Source organism: Alcaligenes sp. Lyrl_28 (assembly GCF_051948705.1).
GTDB lineage: Bacteria > Pseudomonadota > Gammaproteobacteria > Burkholderiales > Burkholderiaceae_B > Alcaligenes > Alcaligenes ammonioxydans.
Map to the genome: position 1 here is coordinate 680,419 of NZ_JAYJLG010000002.1, position 20,220 is coordinate 700,638.

The window sequence follows — 20,220 nt, forward strand, 5'->3', positions numbered from 1 at the left end:
GGGATCTTTGCGTCCAAATGGTTTCAAGCCAAAATTATAATGATGTCTGTACCAGAAACTACCTTTCATGCACGAGTCCGACGAATTGACTGAAAACCCACACTCTTTACCAACAATTTCTTATCCTGATGACCTGCCCGTCAGCGCCCGTCGGGCCGAAATTGCCCAGGCAATCAAAGACCATCAGGTGGTCATTGTGTGTGGTGAAACCGGCTCGGGTAAAACCACCCAGTTACCCAAAATCTGCCTGGAGCTGGGCCGCGGCCTGCAAGGCAAGATGATTGGCCACACCCAGCCGCGTCGTCTGGCCGCCACCTCGGTGGCCAAGCGTATTGCCCAGGAGCTGCAATCCGAGATTGGTGACTGGGTAGGGTATCAGATCCGCTTTAACGACAAGACTGGACCGCGTTCTGCCATCAAATTGATGACAGATGGGATCTTGCTGGCTGAGTCCCAGCGCGATCCCTTGTTAAGTCGTTACGACACCATCATTATTGACGAGGCCCATGAACGCAGTCTGAACATCGACTTTCTGCTGGGTTTTTTAAAGCAGTTGCTGCCACGGCGTCCGGATCTGAAACTGATCATTACCTCGGCCACGATTGATGCCGAGCGCTTTGCACAGCATTTTGGTCACAAGGGCAAGAATGCGCCTGTGATCGAAGTATCAGGCCGCCTGTATCCCGTCGATATTGTGTATCGCCCGATTCTGGACCCGTCTTTAGTCGATGCCGAGGAACGTCGTTCTGCCTCCGAGGAAGAACGGGATCTGATGCAAGGCATCGTGGATGCGGTGCAGGAATGCGCCCGACACGGTACTGGCGATATTCTGGTGTTCCTGCCCGGCGAGCGCGAAATCCGTGAAGCCACCGAGGCGCTGGAAAAAGACAAACCCAGCAACACCGTGATCCTGCCCCTGTTTGCGCGTCTGTCTCAGGCCGATCAGGAGCGTATTTTCCGCCCCAAAGGCAATGCCCGCCGGGTGGTGCTGGCGACCAACGTGGCAGAAACCTCGCTGACTGTGCCCGGCATTCGCTTTGTGGTCGATAGTGGTCTGGCTCGCATCAAGCGCTACTCCTGGCGCAACAAGGTCGAGCAATTGCGTATCGAGGCGATCAGTCAGGCCTCGGCCAGTCAGCGGGCGGGGCGTTGCGGCCGTATTGGCCCCGGTATCTGTATTCGCCTCTACGACGAGCAGGATTTCAACAGTCGTCCTCCTTTTACCGATCCCGAGATTTTGCGTTCCTCGCTGGCGTCGGTAATTTTGCGCATGAAGGCCCTGCATCTGGACGATGTGGAAACCTTCCCCTTTGTAGAGCCGCCCACTGGCCGCGCGATTGCCGATGGGTATCAAATTTTGCAAGAGCTGGGCGCACTGGACGAGCAACAGCGCCTGACCAAGGTAGGCCGGTCGCTGGCCAAACTGCCCGTGGATCCGCGTGTGGCCCGCATGATTCTGGCCGGACACGAGCATCATTGTTTGACGGAAATGCTGATTGTGGCTTCGGCCATGTCCGTTCAAGATCCGCGTGATCGTCCTGTTCATGAGCGTGAAGCAGCCAACCAGGCTCACGCCCGTTTCAATGACGACAAGTCCGAGTTTCTGTCCTATGTGAAGCTGTGGAACTGGCTGGAAGAACTGTCGCAGGAACAAAGCTCGCAGCGCAAGTTTGCCAATAGCGTCAAACAGGCCTTGCTGTCGCCGCTGCGCATTCGAGAGTGGCGGGATGTCCACACCCAATTGCGCAGTCTGGTGCAGGAACAGCGCTGGGTCGCCAATCCCTCGCCGGCGACCTATGAGCAGGTGCATCTGGCCTTGTTGACCGGCTTGATCGGCAATATTGGCTACAAGAGCGAAGAAACCGGCGTCTATCAAGGCACGCGTGAATTGCGCTTTGTGATTCACCCCGGTTCCAAGCTGGTCAAAAAAGCGGGCCGCTGGATTCTGGCGGGCGAGCTGATGGAGACCACACGGCTGTTTGCTCGCTGTGTGGCCCGGATCGAGCCGCAATGGATTGAAAAAGTCGGTGCCCATTTGCTGCGCAAAACTTGGAGTGATCCGCGCTGGGAGAAGAAAGCCGGCCAGGTGGTTGCGAACGAGCGGGCGACCTTATATGGCTTATTGATTTACAGTGGCCGTCGCATTCACTTTGGCCGGATTGATCCGGTGCAGGCCCGCGAACTGTTTTTGCGCCAGGCCCTGGTACCGGGCGAAATAGATTCCAACCTGCCTTTCCTGCGCCATAACCGTCAGCAGATTCAAGCAGTGGAACGCCTGGAGCATCAATCGCGTCGTCCTGATATTTTGGTGGACGAGGAACTGATCTACGCTTTTTACGACCAGCGTATTCCCAAGGACGTGTATCAGACAGCCACGCTGGAAAAGTGGTTCAAGGGCCTGACCAAAGAACAGGCCAAGGGCCTGGAGCTAAACCGCGACGAGCTGATGCAGCATGACGCTGCCGGTATTACGACGGAAGTGTTTCCGCGTTCGGTCCAGTGGCAGGGCGTGAAAATGGCGCTCGACTACCACTTCGAGCCCGGTTCAGTGCGCGATGGAGTAACGCTCAGTGTGCCTTTGTTCGCCTTGAACCAGATCGATGCGGCCCGCTGCGAGTGGCTGGTGCCGGGCATGCTCAAAGAGAAGGTGTTGGCCTTGTTGAAGTCCTTGCCACAACGTATCCGTCGTCACTGCGTGCCACTGCCCGAATATGCGGCTGCTTTTCACCAACGCTGGTTCGACAAGGCATCCGATCCGGGCATGAGTTTGCTGGATGCGATATCCCAGGATATGTGGGAGCAGGTCAAGCAGCGGCCACAACGCAGTGACTTCAAGCCCGAGACGCTGGCCACCCACCTGTTCATGAACTTTCGGGTGATCGACGAGCATGGGCGCATGTTGTCGGGCGGTCGGAATCTGGATCAGCTCAAAGCTGAGCACGGACGTCAGGCCCAGGCCTCGTTCCAGCAACTGGCGGCCAGTGATGAGCAGGTGGCGCAGGTGTTGGAGCATGAGCAACTGAACAGCTGGAGTTTTGGTGAACTACCCGAGCTCATGGAAATCAAGCGCAAGGGACGCAGCTTCATCGGGTACCCGGCCTTGATCGACAAAAAGACCCATTGCGATTTGGACGTATTTGACGATCCGGCCCAGGCCCAGCGTCATCATCGCCAGGGATTGCGACGCTTGTTCCGCTTGGCCTTGCGTGAGCAGGTGCGCTTTCTGGAGAAGAACATAACAGACCTGACGCGGATCAGCATGCTCTATATCAATCTGGGTACGCAGGAGCAGTTACGTGATCAGATTATTGATGTTGCCCTGGAACAGTCCTGCATGATGGAGCCCTGGCCCAAGAATCAGGCCGAGTTTGAAGCGCGTGTGCAAGAGGGGCGCAGCCGTCTGGGGCTGGTAGCCCAGGAAGTGGCGCGTCTGGCGGGCCAGATCCTGAATGAGTGGAGTGCGGCGCAAAAAAAACTGGCGCAGATTAAAGCACACCCCGAGGCATTGAAAGACATTCAACAGCAATTGAATGTCCTGATGCCCACCTTGTTTCTGGAAAGTAATGAGTATGCCCAGTTGGCACATATGCCGCGTTATTTGAAAGCCATCCAGACGCGGGTGGACAAGTTGCGCGCCGACCCGGCCCGCGATCAGCGTCTGATGCAGGACATGGCGCCCTTGCTGATGAAGTATCAACGTGCTGTTGCCGCTCTCAAAGGGGCCTCTGACCGCGGACTGCGCGATTTTCGCTGGATGCTGGAGGAGCTGCGCGTATCGTTGTTTGCCCAGGAGCTGCGCACGCCCATGCCGGTGTCGGTCAAGCGTCTGGAGAAAGCCTGGGCTGCGCTGCAGCGTTAGGCCCTTGGCGCTTCGGTGTTCCCACCAGGCCCGCCTTCGGGCTGGCGACGCCCGGGCCGCTAGCCCCTCTCTGCGTCGATGAGCCTGCTTTTTAAGGCAGGCTCATCGGCTGCAGTCTTATTTCAGAGCCACCAATGTCGATCGGCTTAAGTACAATTCCATCATGAGCGAAATCACCCCTTCCTTTGTCCATTTGCGATCCCACTCGGAATTTTCCGTGGTGGACGGCATCGCCCGTATCCCCGAAATGATTAAAAAAGCGCAGGCCTATGGTCAGCCCGCGCTGGCCTTGACGGACCTGTCCAATTTGTTCGGGCAGATCAAGTTCTATACCTCGGCACGCAAAGCCGGGCTGAAAGCCATCATGGGATGTGATATCTGGCTGCAGAACGAGGAAGACCGTGAAAAACCGGCGCGCTTGCTGCTGCTGGTGCAAAACGAGGCGGGTTATTTAAGTCTGTGTGATATTTTGACTCGAGCCTGGCTGGGCAACCAGTACAAGGGGCGCGCCGAAGTGCAGCGTGCCTGGCTTAAGGAGTGCAGCGGTTTGATTGCGCTGTCCGGTGGCCGCATGGGGGATGTCGGCCAGGCCCTGGCTGATGGCAATCTGGAGTTGGCTCGTGAGTGTGCCCATCACTGGGAGTCCTTGTTCCCCGGCGCTTTTTATATCGAATTGCAGCGCAGTGGCGCGGACGGTGATGAGCTATACGTGCAGGCCGCCATGCGTCTGGCTGCGGAGCTGGACTTGCCGGTCGTGGCCACGCACCCGATTCAGTTCATTGCGCCAGAGGACTTTCGGGCTCACGAAGTGCGGGTGTGTATCGCCGAAGGCGAGCAGTTGGCCAATCCCAAGCGGGTCAAGCGTTTTACGCCGGAGCAGTACTTTCTGAGTACGGATGAAATGCAGCAGCGTTTTGCCGATGTTCCCGCTGCACTGGAGAACACGCTGGAGATTGCCAAGCGTTGCAATCTGGAACTGGAATTGGGCAAGCCTTATCTGCCCGATTTCCCAACGCCTGAGGGTATGTCGCTGGGCGACTTTCTGATTCAACAGGCCCAGCAAGGGCTGGAAAAGCGTTTGCTGCAGCTCTATCCCGATCCGGCCGAACGCGAAAAACAGCGTCCCACTTACGAGGAGCGCCTCTCTTGGGAATGCAACACCATCATTTCCATGGGTTTTCCGGGCTACTTCCTGATCGTGGCGGACTTTATCAACTGGGGCAAGCACAATGGCGTGCCCGTGGGGCCGGGTCGGGGATCGGGGGCGGGCTCCCTGGTAGCGTACAGCATGGGGATTACCGATCTGGACCCCTTGCGCTATGACTTGCTGTTCGAACGTTTCCTGAACCCTGAACGGGTCTCCATGCCTGACTTTGACGTGGACTTTTGTCAGGACAATCGCGAGCGCGTCATTGATTACGTCAAACAAAAATACGGTCGGCAGGCCGTCAGCCAGATCGCGACTTTTGGCACCTTGGGTGCGAAAGCGGTGGTGCGTGACGTGGGCCGGGTGCTGGAGCTGCCCTACAGCCTGTGTGATGGCTTGTCCAAGCTGATCCCGTTCAACCCTGCCGATCCGTGGACGCTGGAGCGGGCGCTGGCCGACGAGCCCGCCTTTCGCGAGCGTTACGAAAATGACGAGGAAGTCAAAGCGCTGATCGATCTGGCCCGTCCGCTGGAGGGGCTGACGCGCAGTGTGGGGATGCACGCCGGGGGCGTTTTGATTGCGCCGGGCAAGTTGATCGACTTTTGCCCCCTGTACGCGCAGCCAGGCCCGGACGCCAACGCCGTATCGCAATATGACAAGGACGATGTGGAGGCTGCCGGTCTGGTCAAGTTCGACTTTTTGGGCTTGCGCAACCTGACCATTCTGGATTGGGCGGTGCGCTATGTGCGCCAGTTCAACGCAGACAAGCGCGACTTTGACATCATGGCGCTGCCATTGGATGACGAGGCTTCCTACAAGCTCTTGTGCGAAGGAAATACCACGGCGGTGTTCCAGCTGGAATCGCGGGGCATGAAAGAGCTGCTGCGCAGTTTGCGGCCCTCAACCTTTGAAGACATCATCGCCATGCTGGCTTTGTATCGCCCGGGTCCACTGGAGTCGGGCATGGTGGTGGATTTCGTGAACCGTAAACACGGTCGCGCCGAGGTCGATTATTTCCACCCTGATCTGGAAAGCACCCTGAGCAGCACTTACGGGGTCATTGTTTACCAGGAACAGGTGATGCTGATCTCGCAGATCATCGGTGGCTACTCATTGGGGGGCGCCGACTTGCTGCGCCGTGCCATGGGCAAGAAAAAGCCCGAGGAGATGGCCAAGCATCGTGTGTTGTTCCAGGAAGGGGCCGTCAAAAAAGGACACGACCCGGAACTGGCGGTCAAGCTGTTTGACCTGATGGAAAAGTTTGCAGGCTACGGCTTTAACAAGAGTCACTCTGCCGCCTATGCGCTGATCGCCTATCAGACGGCGTGGCTCAAGGCCCACCATCCCGCCGAGTTTCTGGCCGCCACCTTGTTGTCCGATATGGACGATACGGACAAGGTACAGATTTTCTGGAAAGACGCCCTGGCCAATGGCGTGGAAGTGCTGCCACCCGATATCAATGCCTCCAATTACCGGTTTGAGCCGGTCAAGGATAGTTATACCGAAAAAGGCCTGCCGCCCCGCACCATGCGCTATGGTCTGGGGGCGGTTAAAGGAACCGGCCAGGCGGCAGTTGAGGCCATTGTGGAGGCTCGCAAACAAGGCGGTCCTTTTACCAGCCTGTTTGATTTCTGTCGTCGGGTGGATCGTCATCAGGTCAACAAGCGCACGATTGAGGCGCTGGTGCGGGCAGGCGCCTTTGACTCGATCGACGACAATCGGGCCGCCTTGCTGGCCAGTATTGGTGCCGCCACCGAGGCCGCGGAGCAGGCTGAACGCAGTGCCAATCAGTCCTCTTTGTTTGACGACGATTCCAACGATATTGTGGAAGGCGAAGTGGCCAAAGTGGCCCCGTGGAGTCTGCAGGATCGCTTGCGCCAGGAAAAGACGGCACTGGGCTTTTACTTCAGCGGTCACTTGTTTGATGCCTGGCGCGATGAAGTGCGCCGTTTTGCGCCCACACCACTGGCCCGTCTGGAGGCATCACGCAGTGCGCAGTGGTTTGCAGGAGTGCTCTCGGCCGTGCGTGTGCGCATGACCCGTCGTGGCAAGATGCTGTATGCCATGCTCGATGATGGCTCGGCCCAGTTGGAAGTCGCCATTTTCAATGAGCTGTTTGAAGAGCATCGTCAGCGTTTGAAAGAGGATCAGTTGGTCATCATTCAAGGCAAGGTCAGCAATGACGATTATACCGGCGGCCTGCGTATCAATGCGGATGCCATTTTTGATTTGCAACTGGCTCGCGAAGCGCGCGCCAGTTGTTTGAGCATCGGGTTGAATCATCATGCTGACGCGCAGCGTCTGCACAGTCTTCTGGCCCCGCACCGTGCTCAGGAGCAGGGCGGCGTGCCGGTTGAAGTGCAGTTACAGCGCCCCGATTATGAGTGTGTGGTTCAGTTGGGAGCCCAATGGCGCGTACGTCTGGCCGACTCCCTGCTGGAGCAACTGGAAGCATGGGACGCGACCACGGATGTGGAGATCAGCTACCGATGAACCCGTTGCGCATTCTGCATTCGGAAGCCGCCACCAGCTTTGGCGGTCAGGAAAACTACATCCTGCATGCCATGCGCATTCTGCGAGAACGCGGGCATCAGGTAGAGGCGGCGTGTCAGCCGCATGCACAATTGACCGAACGGTTGCGTGATGAGGGCTTTGTTGTTCATACCTTGCTGATGGATGGTACGGCCAATTATCTGCGTGGCGTACGCCACTTGCGCCGCGTGTTGCGCCAGGGGCGGTTTGATGTCTTGAACAGTCACAGCCGTCGCGACACCATGTTGGCCGGCGTGGCAGCTCGTCTTGCGGGCACTCCCTTGATCGTGCGCACGCGCCATCTGGCCAAGAAGGTGGGCTCTTTGATGTCTTACACCATCGTGCCCAAGCGAGTGATTGCACCCAGCGCCTACGTGCGAGATCACCTGATCGAGCGGGGGGTGAAACCCGGGCAGGTGCAAGTGGTCTACCCCAGTGTCGACCCGGCGCGCATAGACCGTGCACCTGTGCTCGATTTGCGTGCGCAATTGGGGCTGGCCTCCGATACCTTGCTGGTGGGCTGTGTTGCCGTGTTGCGGCGCGATAAAGGGCATCATGAGTTGATTGTTGCCATGCAGACCTTGTTTGCCCGTTATCCCAAACTGCATTTGGTGCTGGTGGGAGGGGGGGCGCCGGGCTATGAGCAATTGCAAGCCCTGATTGCCAGTCTGGGCTTGCAGAGCCGTGTGCATTTGTTGGGAGCCCGTACCGACGTGCCGTCGATTCTTCCCAATCTTGATGTGTTCGCCCTGGCTACCCACATGGAAGCCTCGGGGACGGTCTTTGCGGAGGCAGGGTGTACAGGCATTCCTGTTGTGGGAAGCCGCGTGGGCGGTGTGCCGGAAATGATGCAGGAGGGCCGTAGCGGTTTTCTGGTGGACCTGCACGATCAGCAGGCGTGGGGGGAGGCGTTGGAGCAATTGATTCAGAACCCCGGATTGCGACAGGAGATGGGCGCCGCTGGCCGCCTGTTCTGTCGTAGTGACGAGCGTTTTACGCCAGTAGCCATGGGCGATCGGCTGGAGGGCGCTTATTACCGCTGGCTAAAGGAGCTTCAGGGATGAAAGTGGCCCATACTGTGCCCGTGATGATGTATCACCATGTCACCCCGCAAGGGGGCATGATCAATGCCAGTCCCGAGCATTTCGAGCAGCATTTGCAATGGTTGAAGAAAAACGGCTGGACCAGCCTGACAAGCGCGCAGTTTGCTGGCCATTTGCAAGGTCAGGGCGTACCACCCAAATCGGTGTTGATTACCTTTGATGATGGTTACCTGGATAACTGGGTCTACGCCTATCCCTTGCTGAAAAAGTATGGCTTTAATGCCGTGATCTTCCTGGTGACAAGCTGGATCAACGAGGGGCCTGTGCGTCCTTGTCTGGGCCAGGGCCAGGAGTTGCCTGTATGCCCGGACCATCGGGAATGCGAAGCACGGATTGCCCAAGGCCGGAGCGATGAAGTGATTTTGCGCTGGAGTGAAATTCACGCTATGCAGGCCGATGGGGTGTTTGAGTTCCATAGCCATACCCATACCCATACTCGCTGGGATCTGAGTGAGCAGCGCGATCAAAAGAATGACAAGATGCGCTGGGAGCTGGAGCAGTCCCGCAAAACTCTGATCGCCAACATGGGAATGGTCTCAGACCAGTTGTGCTGGCCTCAAGGTTATTTTGATCCGGACTATGTGCAGCTCGCCCAGCAGGCGGGCTTTCGCTATTTGTACACAACGCGAGCCTTTGGCTCCAACCAGCCCGGCAGTGATCCTTTGCATATTTATCGTTTTGCCGTGCGCGATACCACGGGCGTGTCCGTTGGGCGCAGGCTGAACGTGGCGGTCCATCCCGTGATCGGGCCGATTTTCAACAGGTGGAAAGCATGGCGCCGTCGTCAACGACAGAAGTAACAGCAGTCGCCCCCTTGGGCAGCGGGGCGCGCCTGTCCGTTATCGTGATCACCAAAAATGAACAGACACACATTCGTGCCTGTCTGGAGTCGGTCGCGTTTGCGCACGAGATCATCGTGGTGGACTCCGGCAGCACGGATGAGACGGTGGAGATTGCTCGCGCCATGGGGGCGAAGGTTACGGTCACTTCAGACTGGCCTGGGTTTGGACCGCAGAAAAACCGGGCATTGGATCAGGCTACGGGCGACTGGGTGTTGTCCATTGATGCGGATGAGCGCGTCACCCCTGAGCTGGCGCAGTTGATTCAGCAGGAAATCGCCCAGCCTCAAGGCACGGCGTACCGGATCGCGCGCCTGTCCGAGTTTGCCGGGCGCTGGATGCGTCATAGTGGTTGGTGGCCGGATCGGGTCTTGCGCTTATTCAAGCGCGGTACGGCTCGTTTTAATGAGGCCAAAGTCCATGAAAGCGTACAGACTACCGCGCCCGTGCTCACTTTGGAAGGCCATTTTCTGCATTACCCCTACGCCAGTCTGGAAGTGTTTATTGACAAGATCAACCGCTATTCCTCGGATGCGGCGCGCCAGATGCAGGCCAAGGGCAAGACGACCAGCCTGCCCGCTATTGCAGGCCACGCCAGTTGGACGTTTGTGCGTCACTATGTCGTTCGGCGGGGTTTTCTGGATGGACCGCAGGGCTTTATCCTGGCCTGCATGGCCGCTTCGGGCAGTTTGTTTCGATATAGTAAGCTCTGGTATTACACCCGCCAGAAGTCTGATTAGCCCCTTATAATGCCGCCTATGATTCCGATACTTATGTACCATCAGGTCGGCGTGCCCGCGCCCAAAGGCTCGCCGTATCGTGGTTTGACCGTGCATCCCACCGACTTCCGGCGCCAGATGACCTGGCTCAAGCGCTTGGGTTACCGGGGCCTTTCCATGGCCCAGTTGATGCCGTACCTGCGCGGTGAAAAGCAGGGCAAGGTGGTGGGGATCAGCTTTGATGATGGCTATCGAAACGTCTTTCAGAACGCCATGCCGGTGCTGGACGAGTTGGGTTTTACCGCGACCAATTACATTGTTGCCCGTCATCTGGATGGCTCCAATTTCTGGGATCAGCCCAAAGGCGTACCGCATTCCGGTCTGATGTCCTTGCCCGAATTGCGGGCCTGGGTGAATGCTGGGCACGAAGCGGGTTCGCATACGCTCGATCATGTACATTTGACTGATGTCTCTTCGGAAATTGCGCATTACCAGATTGCGCAATCCAAGGCAGAGCTGCAAGAGGCGTTGCAAGTAGAGGTCAGCGCCTTTTGTTATCCCTATGGGGATCAGAATCAGGGGATTCGCGAGCAGGTGCGTCAAGCGGGCTACCTGAATGCCACCACCACCAACCGGGGGCTGGCCCGTCTCGATGATGATCTGTTTGACCTGCCACGTGTCACTGTCTCGCGTTCCACGAATATTTTGCGTTTCCTCCAAAAATGCGTGACGCGGCTGGAAGACAAGCGCCGGACGGTATCCCGCTCATGAGCTCAGGGCAAGCCCAGGATACTGACGTGGCGATTCCCGAGCGCCTGCGCATTGCGTTTGTGGTCGACCGCTTTGGCAACCGCTTCGGGGGCGCCGAGGCCTATGGCGTTGAACTGATGCGCGAGTTGGCGCAGCACCATGAAATCACTGTCTTTGCACGTGAATATGACAGCCGCTGCGACCTGAAGCTGGCCTATGTCCCTATCCGTCATTGGTCACGCTGGCCGGGCTGGATACGCGGTATTCTCTTTGCGCGCCAGGCGGCCAAGGCCACTGCCCAGGGCTTTGATATTGTTCATTCGCATATGAATGGTTGGTGTGGTGATGTGGAGGTCGTTCATGTGACCCCCGTTCGTTTTAACTGGCGGGTGCGGCCTTTGCCCTGGCTGAAAAAGCTGGGCTCGTATTTCAGCCCTCGGGTCTGGGGGTATCTGGGTTTGGAAAAGCGTCGTTTGCGTCCTGGGCCGCATGCTGTTGTTGCGGTATCGGGATTGATTGCCGAGCAATTGCAGCAATCGTATGGCAATGTGCATGATTATCCGGTGATTGCTCCCGGTGTGCTTATGCCCAAAGCGGACCCTCAGGGAGTCGAGCGTGCCCGTGTTCGCGAGTCCCTGGGTTTTGGCAAGGAACAGGTGGTGTGCCTGCTGGTGGCGCGCAATCCGCTGCGCAAGGGCTTAAATACCGTCTTGCACGCCCTGGCGACACTACCCGATCATTACCGCCTGCTGGTTGTAGGAGGTAAACCAGGGCTGCGGGATCAAATTCGACAGCAATTGCAGGCCTTGAACATGCAGGATCGCGTGATCTTGCAGGGGGAAACGTCCAACGTCGAACCGTTTTATCGTGCTGCTGATATTTACGTACACCCCACCCTGAATGACAGCTTTGGCATGGCGCCTTTAGAGGCTATGTCTTATGGCTTGCCCGTGGTCTTGAGTCCGGCCCCCTGGTGTGGCTTTGCCCAGTATGTGCAGGGTGACTATCATGCGCTGTTGCTCAGCCATCCCGAAGATGCCCGGGAACTGGCCCAAGGTATCGAGGCAATCAGTAAAAATCCGGTGATGGCACGCAATCTGGTCGAAAATTCTCGTGAACTGCTTGTCCAGTTCAGTTGGCCGGCCGTGGCAGCGCGGTATCAAGACCTGTATCAAAAAGTGTTGCGTCGCCGCCAAGCATAAGGCTGCCCAAGACCCGTTTTTCTCTTTTACTGATATAAAAACGCCCGAGCTGGCGTTCAGTCATTGTTCAGCTTGTGAAATAGCGGATACACTTTGTGGCCGGTAGATGCTTGACCTGAGCATTTACTTGTCATCCACAGCCGCTGATGGAGCGAGTTTTGAAGGTCCTGATCACGGATATACACCACGGTAATGGCGGCGGCCATGTCACCTATATTTTGGGGTTGTTGCGCGGACTGTCGCATCGGTGTGACTTTACGCTGGCGGCGCCGACAACGGGTCGTTTATATCGCGAAGCCTCCCAGATCCCGGGGGTCAGGGTGCTGCCGGGCTTTTACACAGCCCGAGTAGGGGCCGCTTTGTCTGAAATGTGGCGTCTGCGCCATTTTTTGCGGCGCGAGAGCTTTGATATCGTGCATTGCAACGGCAGTACCGATCATCGTCATGTCATGATCGCCAGCAAGATGCTGCCCAAGCCGCCCGTCATTATCTGGACCAAACACAATACCAATCGCGTTCACAGTCTTGGCAATCGCTTGCGAGCACGCTTTGGAACCGATCTGTGTATTGCTGTTAGCGATTATGTGGCACAACAACTGGCCCATTCGGATTATCGACGTTGCACGGTTGAGCGGATTTACCATGGTCTGGACCTGGAACATTATCGTCCGGTCAGTCGGCAGGAAAAACAGGCGGCCCGTTTGGCGCTGTTTGGTCCGGGCGTGACAGAGGACTGTCTGGTTCTGGGCTCGGTAGGGGGAACGGATCTGGAAAAGGGCTGGCTGCTACTGGTGCAGGCCGTGGCCCGTCTGGAGCCCGCGCTGAAACAGCGCGTGCGGATTCTGGTGGCTGGCGATCCGCCTGCCCCTGCGGTCTGCGAACAGGTACAGGCCTTGGGGTGTGCGCAACAAGTGGTGTTTCCCGGATTGGTCAAAGACGTTCGTTCGGTATTGGCAGCGTGTGATGTCGGTTTTGTCTTGTCGTATAAAGAGTCGGCATCTTATGCGTGCTACGAGTCGTTGGCATTGGGGCTGCCGGTGCTGATCTCCAACGCGGGCGGTTTGCCAGAGAGCATAGAGCATCAGCATGAGGGCTGGGTGGTGCCATGTGGTGACGTGGCGGCCATTGAAACTCACGTACGGGACATGTTGTGTCAGAAATACTGTCTGCATACGGTGGGTAAACGGGCCAGAGTCAGAGCAGAAAAACGGTTTGATGCACAGCGTTTTTCATTAGATACCTATCAGGCCTATCTGAAAGCGAAAACCGGCAGCTAAGCGTCCCTGGTAAAAAAAGAGACATTCTGGACTTGAGCCTGAATGTCTCTTTGTTTAAGACTTCAAGCCAGGAGCGGTCAGCGTTTCCAAGGTGCTTAACCAGATCAACGCATCCTGCCGCTTTTCCCCGCACATTTCCCGACTAGCTTGCAAGCCAGAGCAACAGGCCGGCCGCTCTGGCTGACCAAAAATTCGGCATCGCTGTTGTTCATCAAGCTGGATACAGGGCACACCAGCGGGTTTGCCGTCGGGCATACCGGGGATGGGGCTGGAGATCGAGGGGGCGATACAGCAGGCCCCGCAGTCGGAACGACAGATCATGCGGCCCATCCTCGGGACCAGTACACCAGAATTCCAACGTATTCCTTGATGATGGAACGGCTCGATTGCAAGGCCATCAGACTGGGCTTCCACAGGGAAAAGCCGGGACTGTTCGGTACCGTCAACTGTGGAGCGGCGCCTGCCGCAATCACATTGACCCCTTGCTTGCGAAAAATGGCCATGGCTCGAGGCATGTGCAGGGCAGAGGTGACCAGCAGAACCCGTCTGGCTTGCTTTTCCTGCAGCAACTGGGCCGTGTACTCGCCGTTTTGCTGGGTGGTCAGACTATTGTTTTCCATCAGTGTGGCGGAAGCGGGAACATCCAGATTGATCAGGGTGTTAGCCATGACCTGGGCTTCACTCACCCCGCCGTCCAGGGCCGCGCCGGACAGGACGATATAGGGGGCCCGGCCCGCCTTATAGAGTTCTGCAGCCCGCTCTACCCGTGCCGAGGTTCTTTGCGCCGTCTGTGGCAAAAACCAGTTGCTGCGGTTTTGGGCGGTATGCCCTCCCAACACCACGATGGCATCGGCTTGTTCCACCTGGGCGGCAGGCTGGTAAGGATACATCTTCTCCAGATAGCCACCGGCATACAGGCTGGTGGCGGGCAAGGACCAGGCGCCTGTCCAGAGTAAGCCGGCCAAGGCCAGCGCAGCGGCAGTTTTTCGCAGACGCACGATAAACAGCAGGACCGCCACTAGCAGCAGAGCGGCAAACAAATTCAGTGGAATGACCAGGCTGGTCAGAATGCTCGATAGGCTCATGGATGTTCCCGCTTGGACTCCAGGACATGTGCCACCTCGTCCAACGTCGGCCATTGACCATCCCTACCCAGGCAGATCGCCCGTGGAGACCAGGGACCGGTATCCTCGGGGTTGGTGACGCCACAGAGGGTCAGTTGCTGGGCCTTGATGGCGGCGGCGACATGAGACACGCCGGAGTCATTGCAAATAACCCACTGCGCCTGCTGGCAAAGTCGTGCAAACGCGCCCAGGGGCAAAGGCGGCAAACAGCGTGCGCTAGGCGCATTTTGCAGGGCGGCCTCATACTCGTTGGGCGGGGGGCACATAATGACGGTTTTGCCTTGGGCTTGCAGATGGCGGGTCAGTTGGTCGAAATAAGGCCAGACTTTGACACGGCCTTTATGCAGTCCCGTTGCCGTCGGGGCGATCAGAATATAGTCACCGGGGCGCAGGGCGGCTTGGCGCAGACTGTTGTCGCCTTCTTGCCGTTGCAGGGGGCTGAGCGTCAAGTCCAGGGTGGCTGGGGCTTGTTCAGGAACCGGGCCTAGATGCCACAGTGCCAAAGCCTGCTGAACAATATAGAACCAGGATTGCACTGCATGCAACTGCTTTTGCGGTTTATTGATCGGCCAACGTAATAAAAGGCTACGACCATCGTCCCGGTAGCCGCAGGCTGGCAGGCCGGCCAGTTTGAAACTGAGAGCGCTGCTTAGCGAGTCTGGCAGCAGCAGGCCGTACGCATTGTGATGGCCATGCTGGCGGCGATAGCGACGTATGGCTTTGGCGTCCTGATGCCAGTGGCTGGTCATGGGAATGAAACCGTGCAAGGGGTAAGCCGAAAGCAGTTCGCGGGCCCAGGGACGGGCGCACACGACAACCGGCAAACCGGTATCCAGCAGAGCCTGTAGACACGGCAGGCTCATGCATACATCGCCTAGCCAATTAGGCAATCGCAGGTAAAGGGCAGAGGGATCAGACATGAACAGGACAACGAGACAGAGCGTACAAGAGCCAGGACGCTCGATTCAGGCAATGAGCGTTAGAATAAACACAATTAGATAGTATATAGGGTGTCCTCGTTGTCCAACGCCATACAATCCAAAATCAAGCCTGCTGGGCACGATCCCGTCAAATCCGATCTCTGGAAGCGCATTTACAGCCGTTTGCTCCCGTATTGGAAGGTTGTCGTGGTCGCGCTGATCCTGGTCAGCATTTCCTCGGCCACCCAGCCGGTCCTGGCAGTCATTATGAAGCCCTTGCTGGACGGGGGCTTTACCGGCGCCAATCCCGACTATATGTGGACCATCCCCTTGTCGGTGATCGGGTTGATGTTTGTACGGGGGATCACCACCTACGGCAGCTCTTATTTGTTTGCCTGGATCGCCAACAAAATGTTGCTGACGTTACGGGCAGACATGTTCTCGCGCCTGCTGGGATTGTCCGATTCGGAGTTCAAACAAGGCGACACGGGTCGCTTGCTGAACCGTTTCACGATTGATGCGGGCACCATGACAGGGGTGGCCACAGAGGTGGTCACGGTTGTGGTGCGTGAAACCCTGACGGTCATCGCCTTGCTGGGTGTGCTGCTTTACATGTCGTGGCAACTGACCGTCATCGTGTTTCTGGTCATGCCTGCCTCGGTCTTCGTGGCCAAAATGGTGTCACGCCGGCTGCGACGCATCAATCGCGATACCGTCAACATGAATGCCGAATTGACCCGGGTCGTCAGCGAAGCCATTGATGCCCAGCGCGTTATCAAGCTGTTTGATGGTTATGAGCGTGAAAACACCCGTTTCAGTTATGTGAACGCCCGCTTGCGTCGTTTTGCCATGCGTGCAGCCTCGGCTGATGCCGCCTTGTCGCCCATTACTCAGTTGTTTGTGTCCATTGCAGTGGCCGGGGTCATTTTTGTAGCCCTGTATCAGGCCAATACCGGCACATTGACCATAGGCAGCTTTGCGGCATTCATGGCTGCTCTGGGGCAGATCTTTGACCCGATCAAGCGCTTGACCAATATCACGGGCACCATGCAACGCATGTTGGTGGCCGCAGAAAGCGTGTTCAAGCTGGTCGATCAGGAGCCAGAGCCGGACACGGGCACCCGCGAACTCAAGCAGCCTGTGTACGGCCATATTGAATTCGATGCCGTGTCGCATCGTTTCCCCAATGCCCATCGCAACACCTTGTCAGAGGTCAGCTTTGCCGTCCAGCCGGGACAGACCATTGCGCTGGTGGGGCGCTCGGGCAGTGGCAAGACGACACTGGCCAATATGGTCCCACGCTTTCTGCTTCCGACTAGCGGACAAGTTCGAATCGATGGTATTGCGTCGGAAGAGCTGACCTTGCGCAGCTTGCGTAGCCACATTTCTCTGGTCAGCCAGGATGTCGTGCTGTTTGAGGCGACGATTGGCCAGAACGTGGCGTACGGAGCCGGCATCGATGCCGATGTTTCTGTACAGCGTATCTGGGAAGCGCTGGAAGCGGCCAATCTGCGTGAGTTCGTGGAAAGTCTGCCGCAGGGGCTCGATACGATGGTGGGCGAAAATGCCAACTCCTTGTCTGGCGGTCAGCGCCAGCGTCTGGCTATTGCTCGTGCCCTGATCAAAAATGCGCCGATCCTGATTCTGGATGAGGCCACCTCGGCGCTGGATAATGAGTCCGAACGCCAGGTTCAGATGTCTCTTGAGACCCTGATGAAGGGGCGCAGCACCTTGGTGATCGCGCATCGCTTGTCCACGGTTCAAAATGCCGATCAAATTCTGGTGCTGGATGAGGGGCGGATTATTGAGCAGGGTCGTCACGATGAACTGTTGGCCCGCAACGGTGTATACGCCGGTTTTTACCAAATGCAATTTCAGTTCAACGAGTAAGCAGCCGGGGGCTGCACCATAAGGAACATCATGAAGAAAATCATTCTTGCGCTGGCTGGTTTGGCTGTGTTGGCAGGGTGCGCCAAGCAGAATGCAGAATTGCGGGAGCAGGATTTGCGTCGCTCCAGCTATTTCAAGACCGAGCGGCGCATCAATATGGATTTTGTAGCCATTCAGCGCGCCTTGTTCAAACATCAGGCAGAGTGCGGTAAAGCGGCCGTATTCAAGATGGACGAGCGTCAAGCCAGCTATGGGACCTTGCGTTACGAACTGGAGCCGGGGGCGGGTTGGGAAAAAAGTATTCTGGTGGACCTGACCCTGATGCAAAAAGGCTGGGTAGATGCCAAGGTTTATAGCTACTCGGGCAACGTCAAAAAGGAAATCAATGAAATATTTACCTCTTTGCGTGCTCCCGGCGTATGTAACCCCGAGGATGCGCCTAAAGAGGTGGTGCCCGAGGATGACTTTGTGCCTGTTACGCCGCTTTAAGCATCACGGTTTTCTGGGCGTGAAGAGCACCGCGTCCGGCTCTGCTCAGACGCCACGCAGATGACAGGTAACCCCCCTGAGTCACACTTGACCCGCCTTTTTGGCGGGTTGATCGTTTCTGCAAGGGCTTTTCTTGACAAGGGTGAACCCGTGTTTTGTCCCGGAGCCCAAGACCGAGTCCCCGCCTGCTCAAGTTCTGGCGTGTGGGGCAGGGCGAGCCAGAGCGTTGCCCACAGTGTCCGCGCTGCTCGTCCCGGGCACCGTGGATTTACAGCAAAATAATGTCGTACTGTTCCTGGGAGTAATGGGGGTCTACCTCCAAAGAAATAGGCTTGCCAATAAAGTCTCCCGCCACCGCCAGATGCTGGCTTTCTTCTTCCAGAAACAGATCCACCACTTCCTGCGATGCCAGGATGCGGAACTCTTTGGGATTGAACTGCTTGGCCTCGCGCAGCACCTCACGCAAAATTTCATAGCAGACGGTGCGAGCCGTCCGTACTGAGCCGCGCGACTGGCAGGTTGGGCAGGGCTCGCAAAGTTGATGTGCCAGAGAGTCGCGCGTGCGTTTGCGCGTCATTTCCACTAAGCCTAACTGACTAAAACCGTTAATCGTCACACGCGTGCGGTCTTTGGCCAGTGCTTTTTGCAGCTCCTGCAATACCGACTCCCGGTGAGCGGGGTCGTCCATGTCAATGAAGTCCAAAATAATGATGCCGCCAAGATTGCGCAAGCGCAGCTGGCGAGCCAGGGCAATGGCCGCTTCCAGATTGGTCTTGAAAATGGTGTCGTCAAAGTTGCGTCCGCCCACAAAGCCGCCGGTATTCACATCTACGGTTGTCAGGGCTTCGGTCTGATCGATAATCAAATAACCGCCAGATTTCAAATCCACCCGGCGCGACAAGGCGCGGTTGATTTCCTCATCGACGTGGGCCGTGTCAAACAAGGCGCGGCTGCCTTTGTGATGGCTGATGCGCTCCAGTACGGACGGCGTGTAAATCTGGGCCCATTCCTTCATTTCTTGTACAACCGTACGCGAATCCACGATGATGGATTGAGTGTTGGGGGTGACCATATCGCGCAACACACGTTGCGCCAGGCTCAGGTCTGTATATAACACCGAGGGGGCGCCTTGTTCGCGGATGCGTTGCTGAATGCGCGTCCAGAGTGTACGCAGATACTGTTGGTCGGCGCTGATTTCTTCGTCTGTGGCACATTCAGCCTGAGTGCGGACGATAAACCCCCCCTTTTCATCCTTGGGCATCAGACGGCTGACACGTTCTCGCAGCTCGATTCGGTCCGCATCCGAGCCAATGCGTTGTGATACCCCGATATGAGGGTCAAAAGGGAGATACACCAACATGCGACCTGCGATGCTGATTTGCGTGGAAACACGGGCACCTTTGGTGCCCAAGGGGTCTTTGATGACCTGTACTAAGAGTGACTGGCCTTCGAACAGGAGCTTTTCAATGGGTGTAGTCGCACTACCTTGATTGCGTTCGGTACGGTTCTGGCGCAAGTCCGCAACATGGATAAATGCCGCGCGCTCCAGGCCAATATCAATAAAGGCACTTTGCATGCCGGGCAGAACCCGCGCCACCTTTCCTAGATAGACGTTCCCTACATAGCCGCGTTGGATGCTGCGCTCGATATGAATTTCCTGGACAGCACCTTGCTCGACCAGGGCAACACGGGTTTCGAAAGGAGTTACGTTAATCAGGATGTCTTCATGCATGGTTAGTTTCGCTAAAGGAATATCTGTTCCGGGCTAGTGTAGGGCCAAGTCAGTGAGGCTGCTATGCCTTTATGACTATATAGAGTGTTTAGGGAGGATGAATGCCTCGCTTGCCTTTGTTCTGGGGACTGCTTGTGGGCGCTTGTGGTTCAAGCCGCTCTATATAGGACGCCGCTCGGGGGCCCGGGACAGGGGGGGCGGACTACTTGCCGGTGCCCCGCGCCTGTCCCCTTGTCCGAGCCACCATCGGGGCGCAGTCTGAACTCGCCTAGTGATTGGTCCCCCGGACCAAGCACAAACCTTGGGCTCAAACAGCAGACTGCTTGCATCCCCGATGGTGGCTACACCTGCGGTAAGTCGTCTGACTCGCCCCAACCCCTGTCCCGGGGCCCCGAGTGGCTGACAGCACTGCATAATGCTTGATCAGGGTGGCTACTCAACCACCCCCTATCTATATAGAGACACTCTTGATTTGGGGCGAGGATCTGATGATGTGTGTTCTCCGTCGCCATCTGGTTTGCCAACCAACCCACAGGACGGTCAGTTAGTTAGCTAGTTAGTTAGGTAGTTAGGTAGTTAGGTAGGTAGGTAGGTAGGTAGGTAGGTAGGTAGGTAGGTAGGTAGGTAGGTAGGTAGG

The 20,220-nt window shown here is 57.0% G+C and carries 14 protein-coding genes; 10 read left to right on the forward strand and 4 right to left on the reverse strand.

Annotation, left to right across the window (positions count from 1 at the left end; genetic code table 11):
* Window positions 1-67: 67 nt before the first annotated feature.
* The 8 genes from hrpA to VF694_RS07735 all read left to right on the forward strand — a co-directional run bounded on the left by hrpA (window position 68) and on the right by VF694_RS07735 (window position 13,428).
* Window positions 68-3,859: an ATP-dependent RNA helicase HrpA gene (gene hrpA / locus VF694_RS07700; protein WP_059318566.1), complete on the forward strand. Its 3,792-nt coding sequence runs from the start codon at window positions 68-70 to the stop codon at window positions 3,857-3,859.
* A 163-nt stretch (window positions 3,860-4,022) separates the two neighbouring features.
* The gene (dnaE, locus tag VF694_RS07705; protein ID WP_003802410.1) at window positions 4,023-7,499 is read left to right on the forward strand and encodes a DNA polymerase III subunit alpha; all 3,477 of its coding nucleotides are present in this window, start codon (window positions 4,023-4,025) and stop codon (window positions 7,497-7,499) included.
* Entirely contained in the window at window positions 7,496-8,602 is a 1,107-nt protein-coding gene (locus tag VF694_RS07710; protein ID WP_440164029.1) for a glycosyltransferase family 4 protein, read from the forward strand. The genes dnaE and VF694_RS07710 overlap by 4 nt, the downstream gene beginning before the upstream one ends.
* Window positions 8,599-9,441 (forward strand): polysaccharide deacetylase family protein, encoded by an 843-nt coding sequence (locus VF694_RS07715; RefSeq protein WP_003802408.1) that lies wholly within the window; start codon window positions 8,599-8,601, stop codon window positions 9,439-9,441. Before VF694_RS07710 ends, VF694_RS07715 begins: the two co-directional genes overlap by 4 nt.
* Window positions 9,414-10,220, forward strand: a complete 807-nt coding sequence (locus tag VF694_RS07720; protein WP_051010442.1) for a glycosyltransferase family 2 protein — start codon at window positions 9,414-9,416, stop codon at window positions 10,218-10,220. The genes VF694_RS07715 and VF694_RS07720 overlap by 28 nt, the downstream gene beginning before the upstream one ends.
* Window positions 10,221-10,253: 33 nt before the next feature.
* A complete protein-coding gene (locus VF694_RS07725) occupies window positions 10,254-10,970 on the forward strand; it encodes a polysaccharide deacetylase family protein (protein ID WP_003802406.1) in 717 nt (238 codons plus the stop codon).
* Window positions 10,967-12,151 carry a glycosyltransferase family 4 protein gene (locus tag VF694_RS07730; RefSeq protein WP_003802405.1) on the forward strand — a complete coding sequence of 395 codons (1,185 nt, stop codon included), beginning with the start codon at window positions 10,967-10,969 and terminating at the stop codon, window positions 12,149-12,151. The genes VF694_RS07725 and VF694_RS07730 overlap by 4 nt, the downstream gene beginning before the upstream one ends.
* A gap of 158 nt (window positions 12,152-12,309) precedes the next feature.
* Window positions 12,310-13,428 carry a glycosyltransferase gene (locus VF694_RS07735; RefSeq protein ID WP_003802404.1) on the forward strand — a complete coding sequence of 373 codons (1,119 nt, stop codon included), beginning with the start codon at window positions 12,310-12,312 and terminating at the stop codon, window positions 13,426-13,428.
* Window positions 13,429-13,482: 54 nt separating this feature from the next.
* On the opposite strand, the gene VF694_RS07740 is transcribed toward VF694_RS07735, so the two are convergent.
* Genes VF694_RS07740 through VF694_RS07750 form a run of 3 tightly spaced genes read right to left on the reverse strand, consistent with a single transcriptional unit; the run spans window position 13,483 to window position 15,415 of the window.
* On the reverse strand, window positions 13,483-13,749 hold the full coding sequence (locus tag VF694_RS07740) for a YkgJ family cysteine cluster protein (protein ID WP_003802403.1): 267 nt from the start codon (window positions 13,747-13,749) through the stop codon (window positions 13,483-13,485).
* A complete protein-coding gene (locus VF694_RS07745) occupies window positions 13,746-14,513 on the reverse strand; it encodes a YdcF family protein (RefSeq protein ID WP_003802402.1) in 768 nt (255 codons plus the stop codon). Before VF694_RS07745 ends, VF694_RS07740 begins: the two co-directional genes overlap by 4 nt.
* A complete protein-coding gene (locus VF694_RS07750) occupies window positions 14,510-15,415 on the reverse strand; it encodes a glycosyltransferase family 9 protein (protein WP_003802401.1) in 906 nt (301 codons plus the stop codon). The genes VF694_RS07745 and VF694_RS07750 overlap by 4 nt, the downstream gene beginning before the upstream one ends.
* A 147-nt stretch (window positions 15,416-15,562) precedes the next feature.
* Between VF694_RS07750 and msbA the strand changes: the two genes are divergently transcribed.
* Both msbA and VF694_RS07760 read left to right on the forward strand, forming a co-directional pair.
* Window positions 15,563-17,362 (forward strand): lipid A export permease/ATP-binding protein MsbA, encoded by a 1,800-nt coding sequence (gene msbA / locus VF694_RS07755; RefSeq protein ID WP_440164033.1) that lies wholly within the window; start codon window positions 15,563-15,565, stop codon window positions 17,360-17,362.
* 30 nt (window positions 17,363-17,392) lie between these two features.
* The gene (locus VF694_RS07760) at window positions 17,393-17,851 is read left to right on the forward strand and encodes a hypothetical protein (RefSeq protein WP_003802399.1); all 459 of its coding nucleotides are present in this window, start codon (window positions 17,393-17,395) and stop codon (window positions 17,849-17,851) included.
* A 268-nt stretch (window positions 17,852-18,119) separates the two neighbouring features.
* Here VF694_RS07760 and rng read toward each other — a convergent pair whose 3' ends face one another.
* Window positions 18,120-19,583 carry a ribonuclease G gene (gene rng / locus VF694_RS07765; protein ID WP_003802398.1) on the reverse strand — a complete coding sequence of 488 codons (1,464 nt, stop codon included), beginning with the start codon at window positions 19,581-19,583 and terminating at the stop codon, window positions 18,120-18,122.
* Window positions 19,584-20,220: the final 637 nt, after the last annotated feature.

Coding starts and splice junctions, on each gene's coding strand:
- dnaE (WP_003802410.1), top strand. CDS start 4,023: ATGAGCGAAATCACCCCTTCCTTTGTCCATTTGCGATCCCACTCGGAA.
- VF694_RS07715 (WP_003802408.1), top strand. CDS start 8,599: ATGAAAGTGGCCCATACTGTGCCCGTGATGATGTATCACCATGTCACC.
- VF694_RS07725 (WP_003802406.1), top strand. CDS start 10,254: ATGTACCATCAGGTCGGCGTGCCCGCGCCCAAAGGCTCGCCGTATCGT.
- VF694_RS07710 (WP_440164029.1), top strand. CDS start 7,496: ATGAACCCGTTGCGCATTCTGCATTCGGAAGCCGCCACCAGCTTTGGC.
- VF694_RS07720 (WP_051010442.1), top strand. CDS start 9,414: ATGGCGCCGTCGTCAACGACAGAAGTAACAGCAGTCGCCCCCTTGGGC.
- VF694_RS07740 (WP_003802403.1), bottom strand. CDS start 13,749: ATGATCTGTCGTTCCGACTGCGGGGCCTGCTGTATCGCCCCCTCGATC.
- VF694_RS07745 (WP_003802402.1), bottom strand. CDS start 14,513: ATGAGCCTATCGAGCATTCTGACCAGCCTGGTCATTCCACTGAATTTG.
- VF694_RS07730 (WP_003802405.1), top strand. CDS start 10,967: ATGAGCTCAGGGCAAGCCCAGGATACTGACGTGGCGATTCCCGAGCGC.
- rng (WP_003802398.1), bottom strand. CDS start 19,583: ATGCATGAAGACATCCTGATTAACGTAACTCCTTTCGAAACCCGTGTT.
- VF694_RS07760 (WP_003802399.1), top strand. CDS start 17,393: ATGAAGAAAATCATTCTTGCGCTGGCTGGTTTGGCTGTGTTGGCAGGG.
- hrpA (WP_059318566.1), top strand. CDS start 68: ATGCACGAGTCCGACGAATTGACTGAAAACCCACACTCTTTACCAACA.
- VF694_RS07750 (WP_003802401.1), bottom strand. CDS start 15,415: ATGAGCCTGCCGTGTCTACAGGCTCTGCTGGATACCGGTTTGCCGGTT.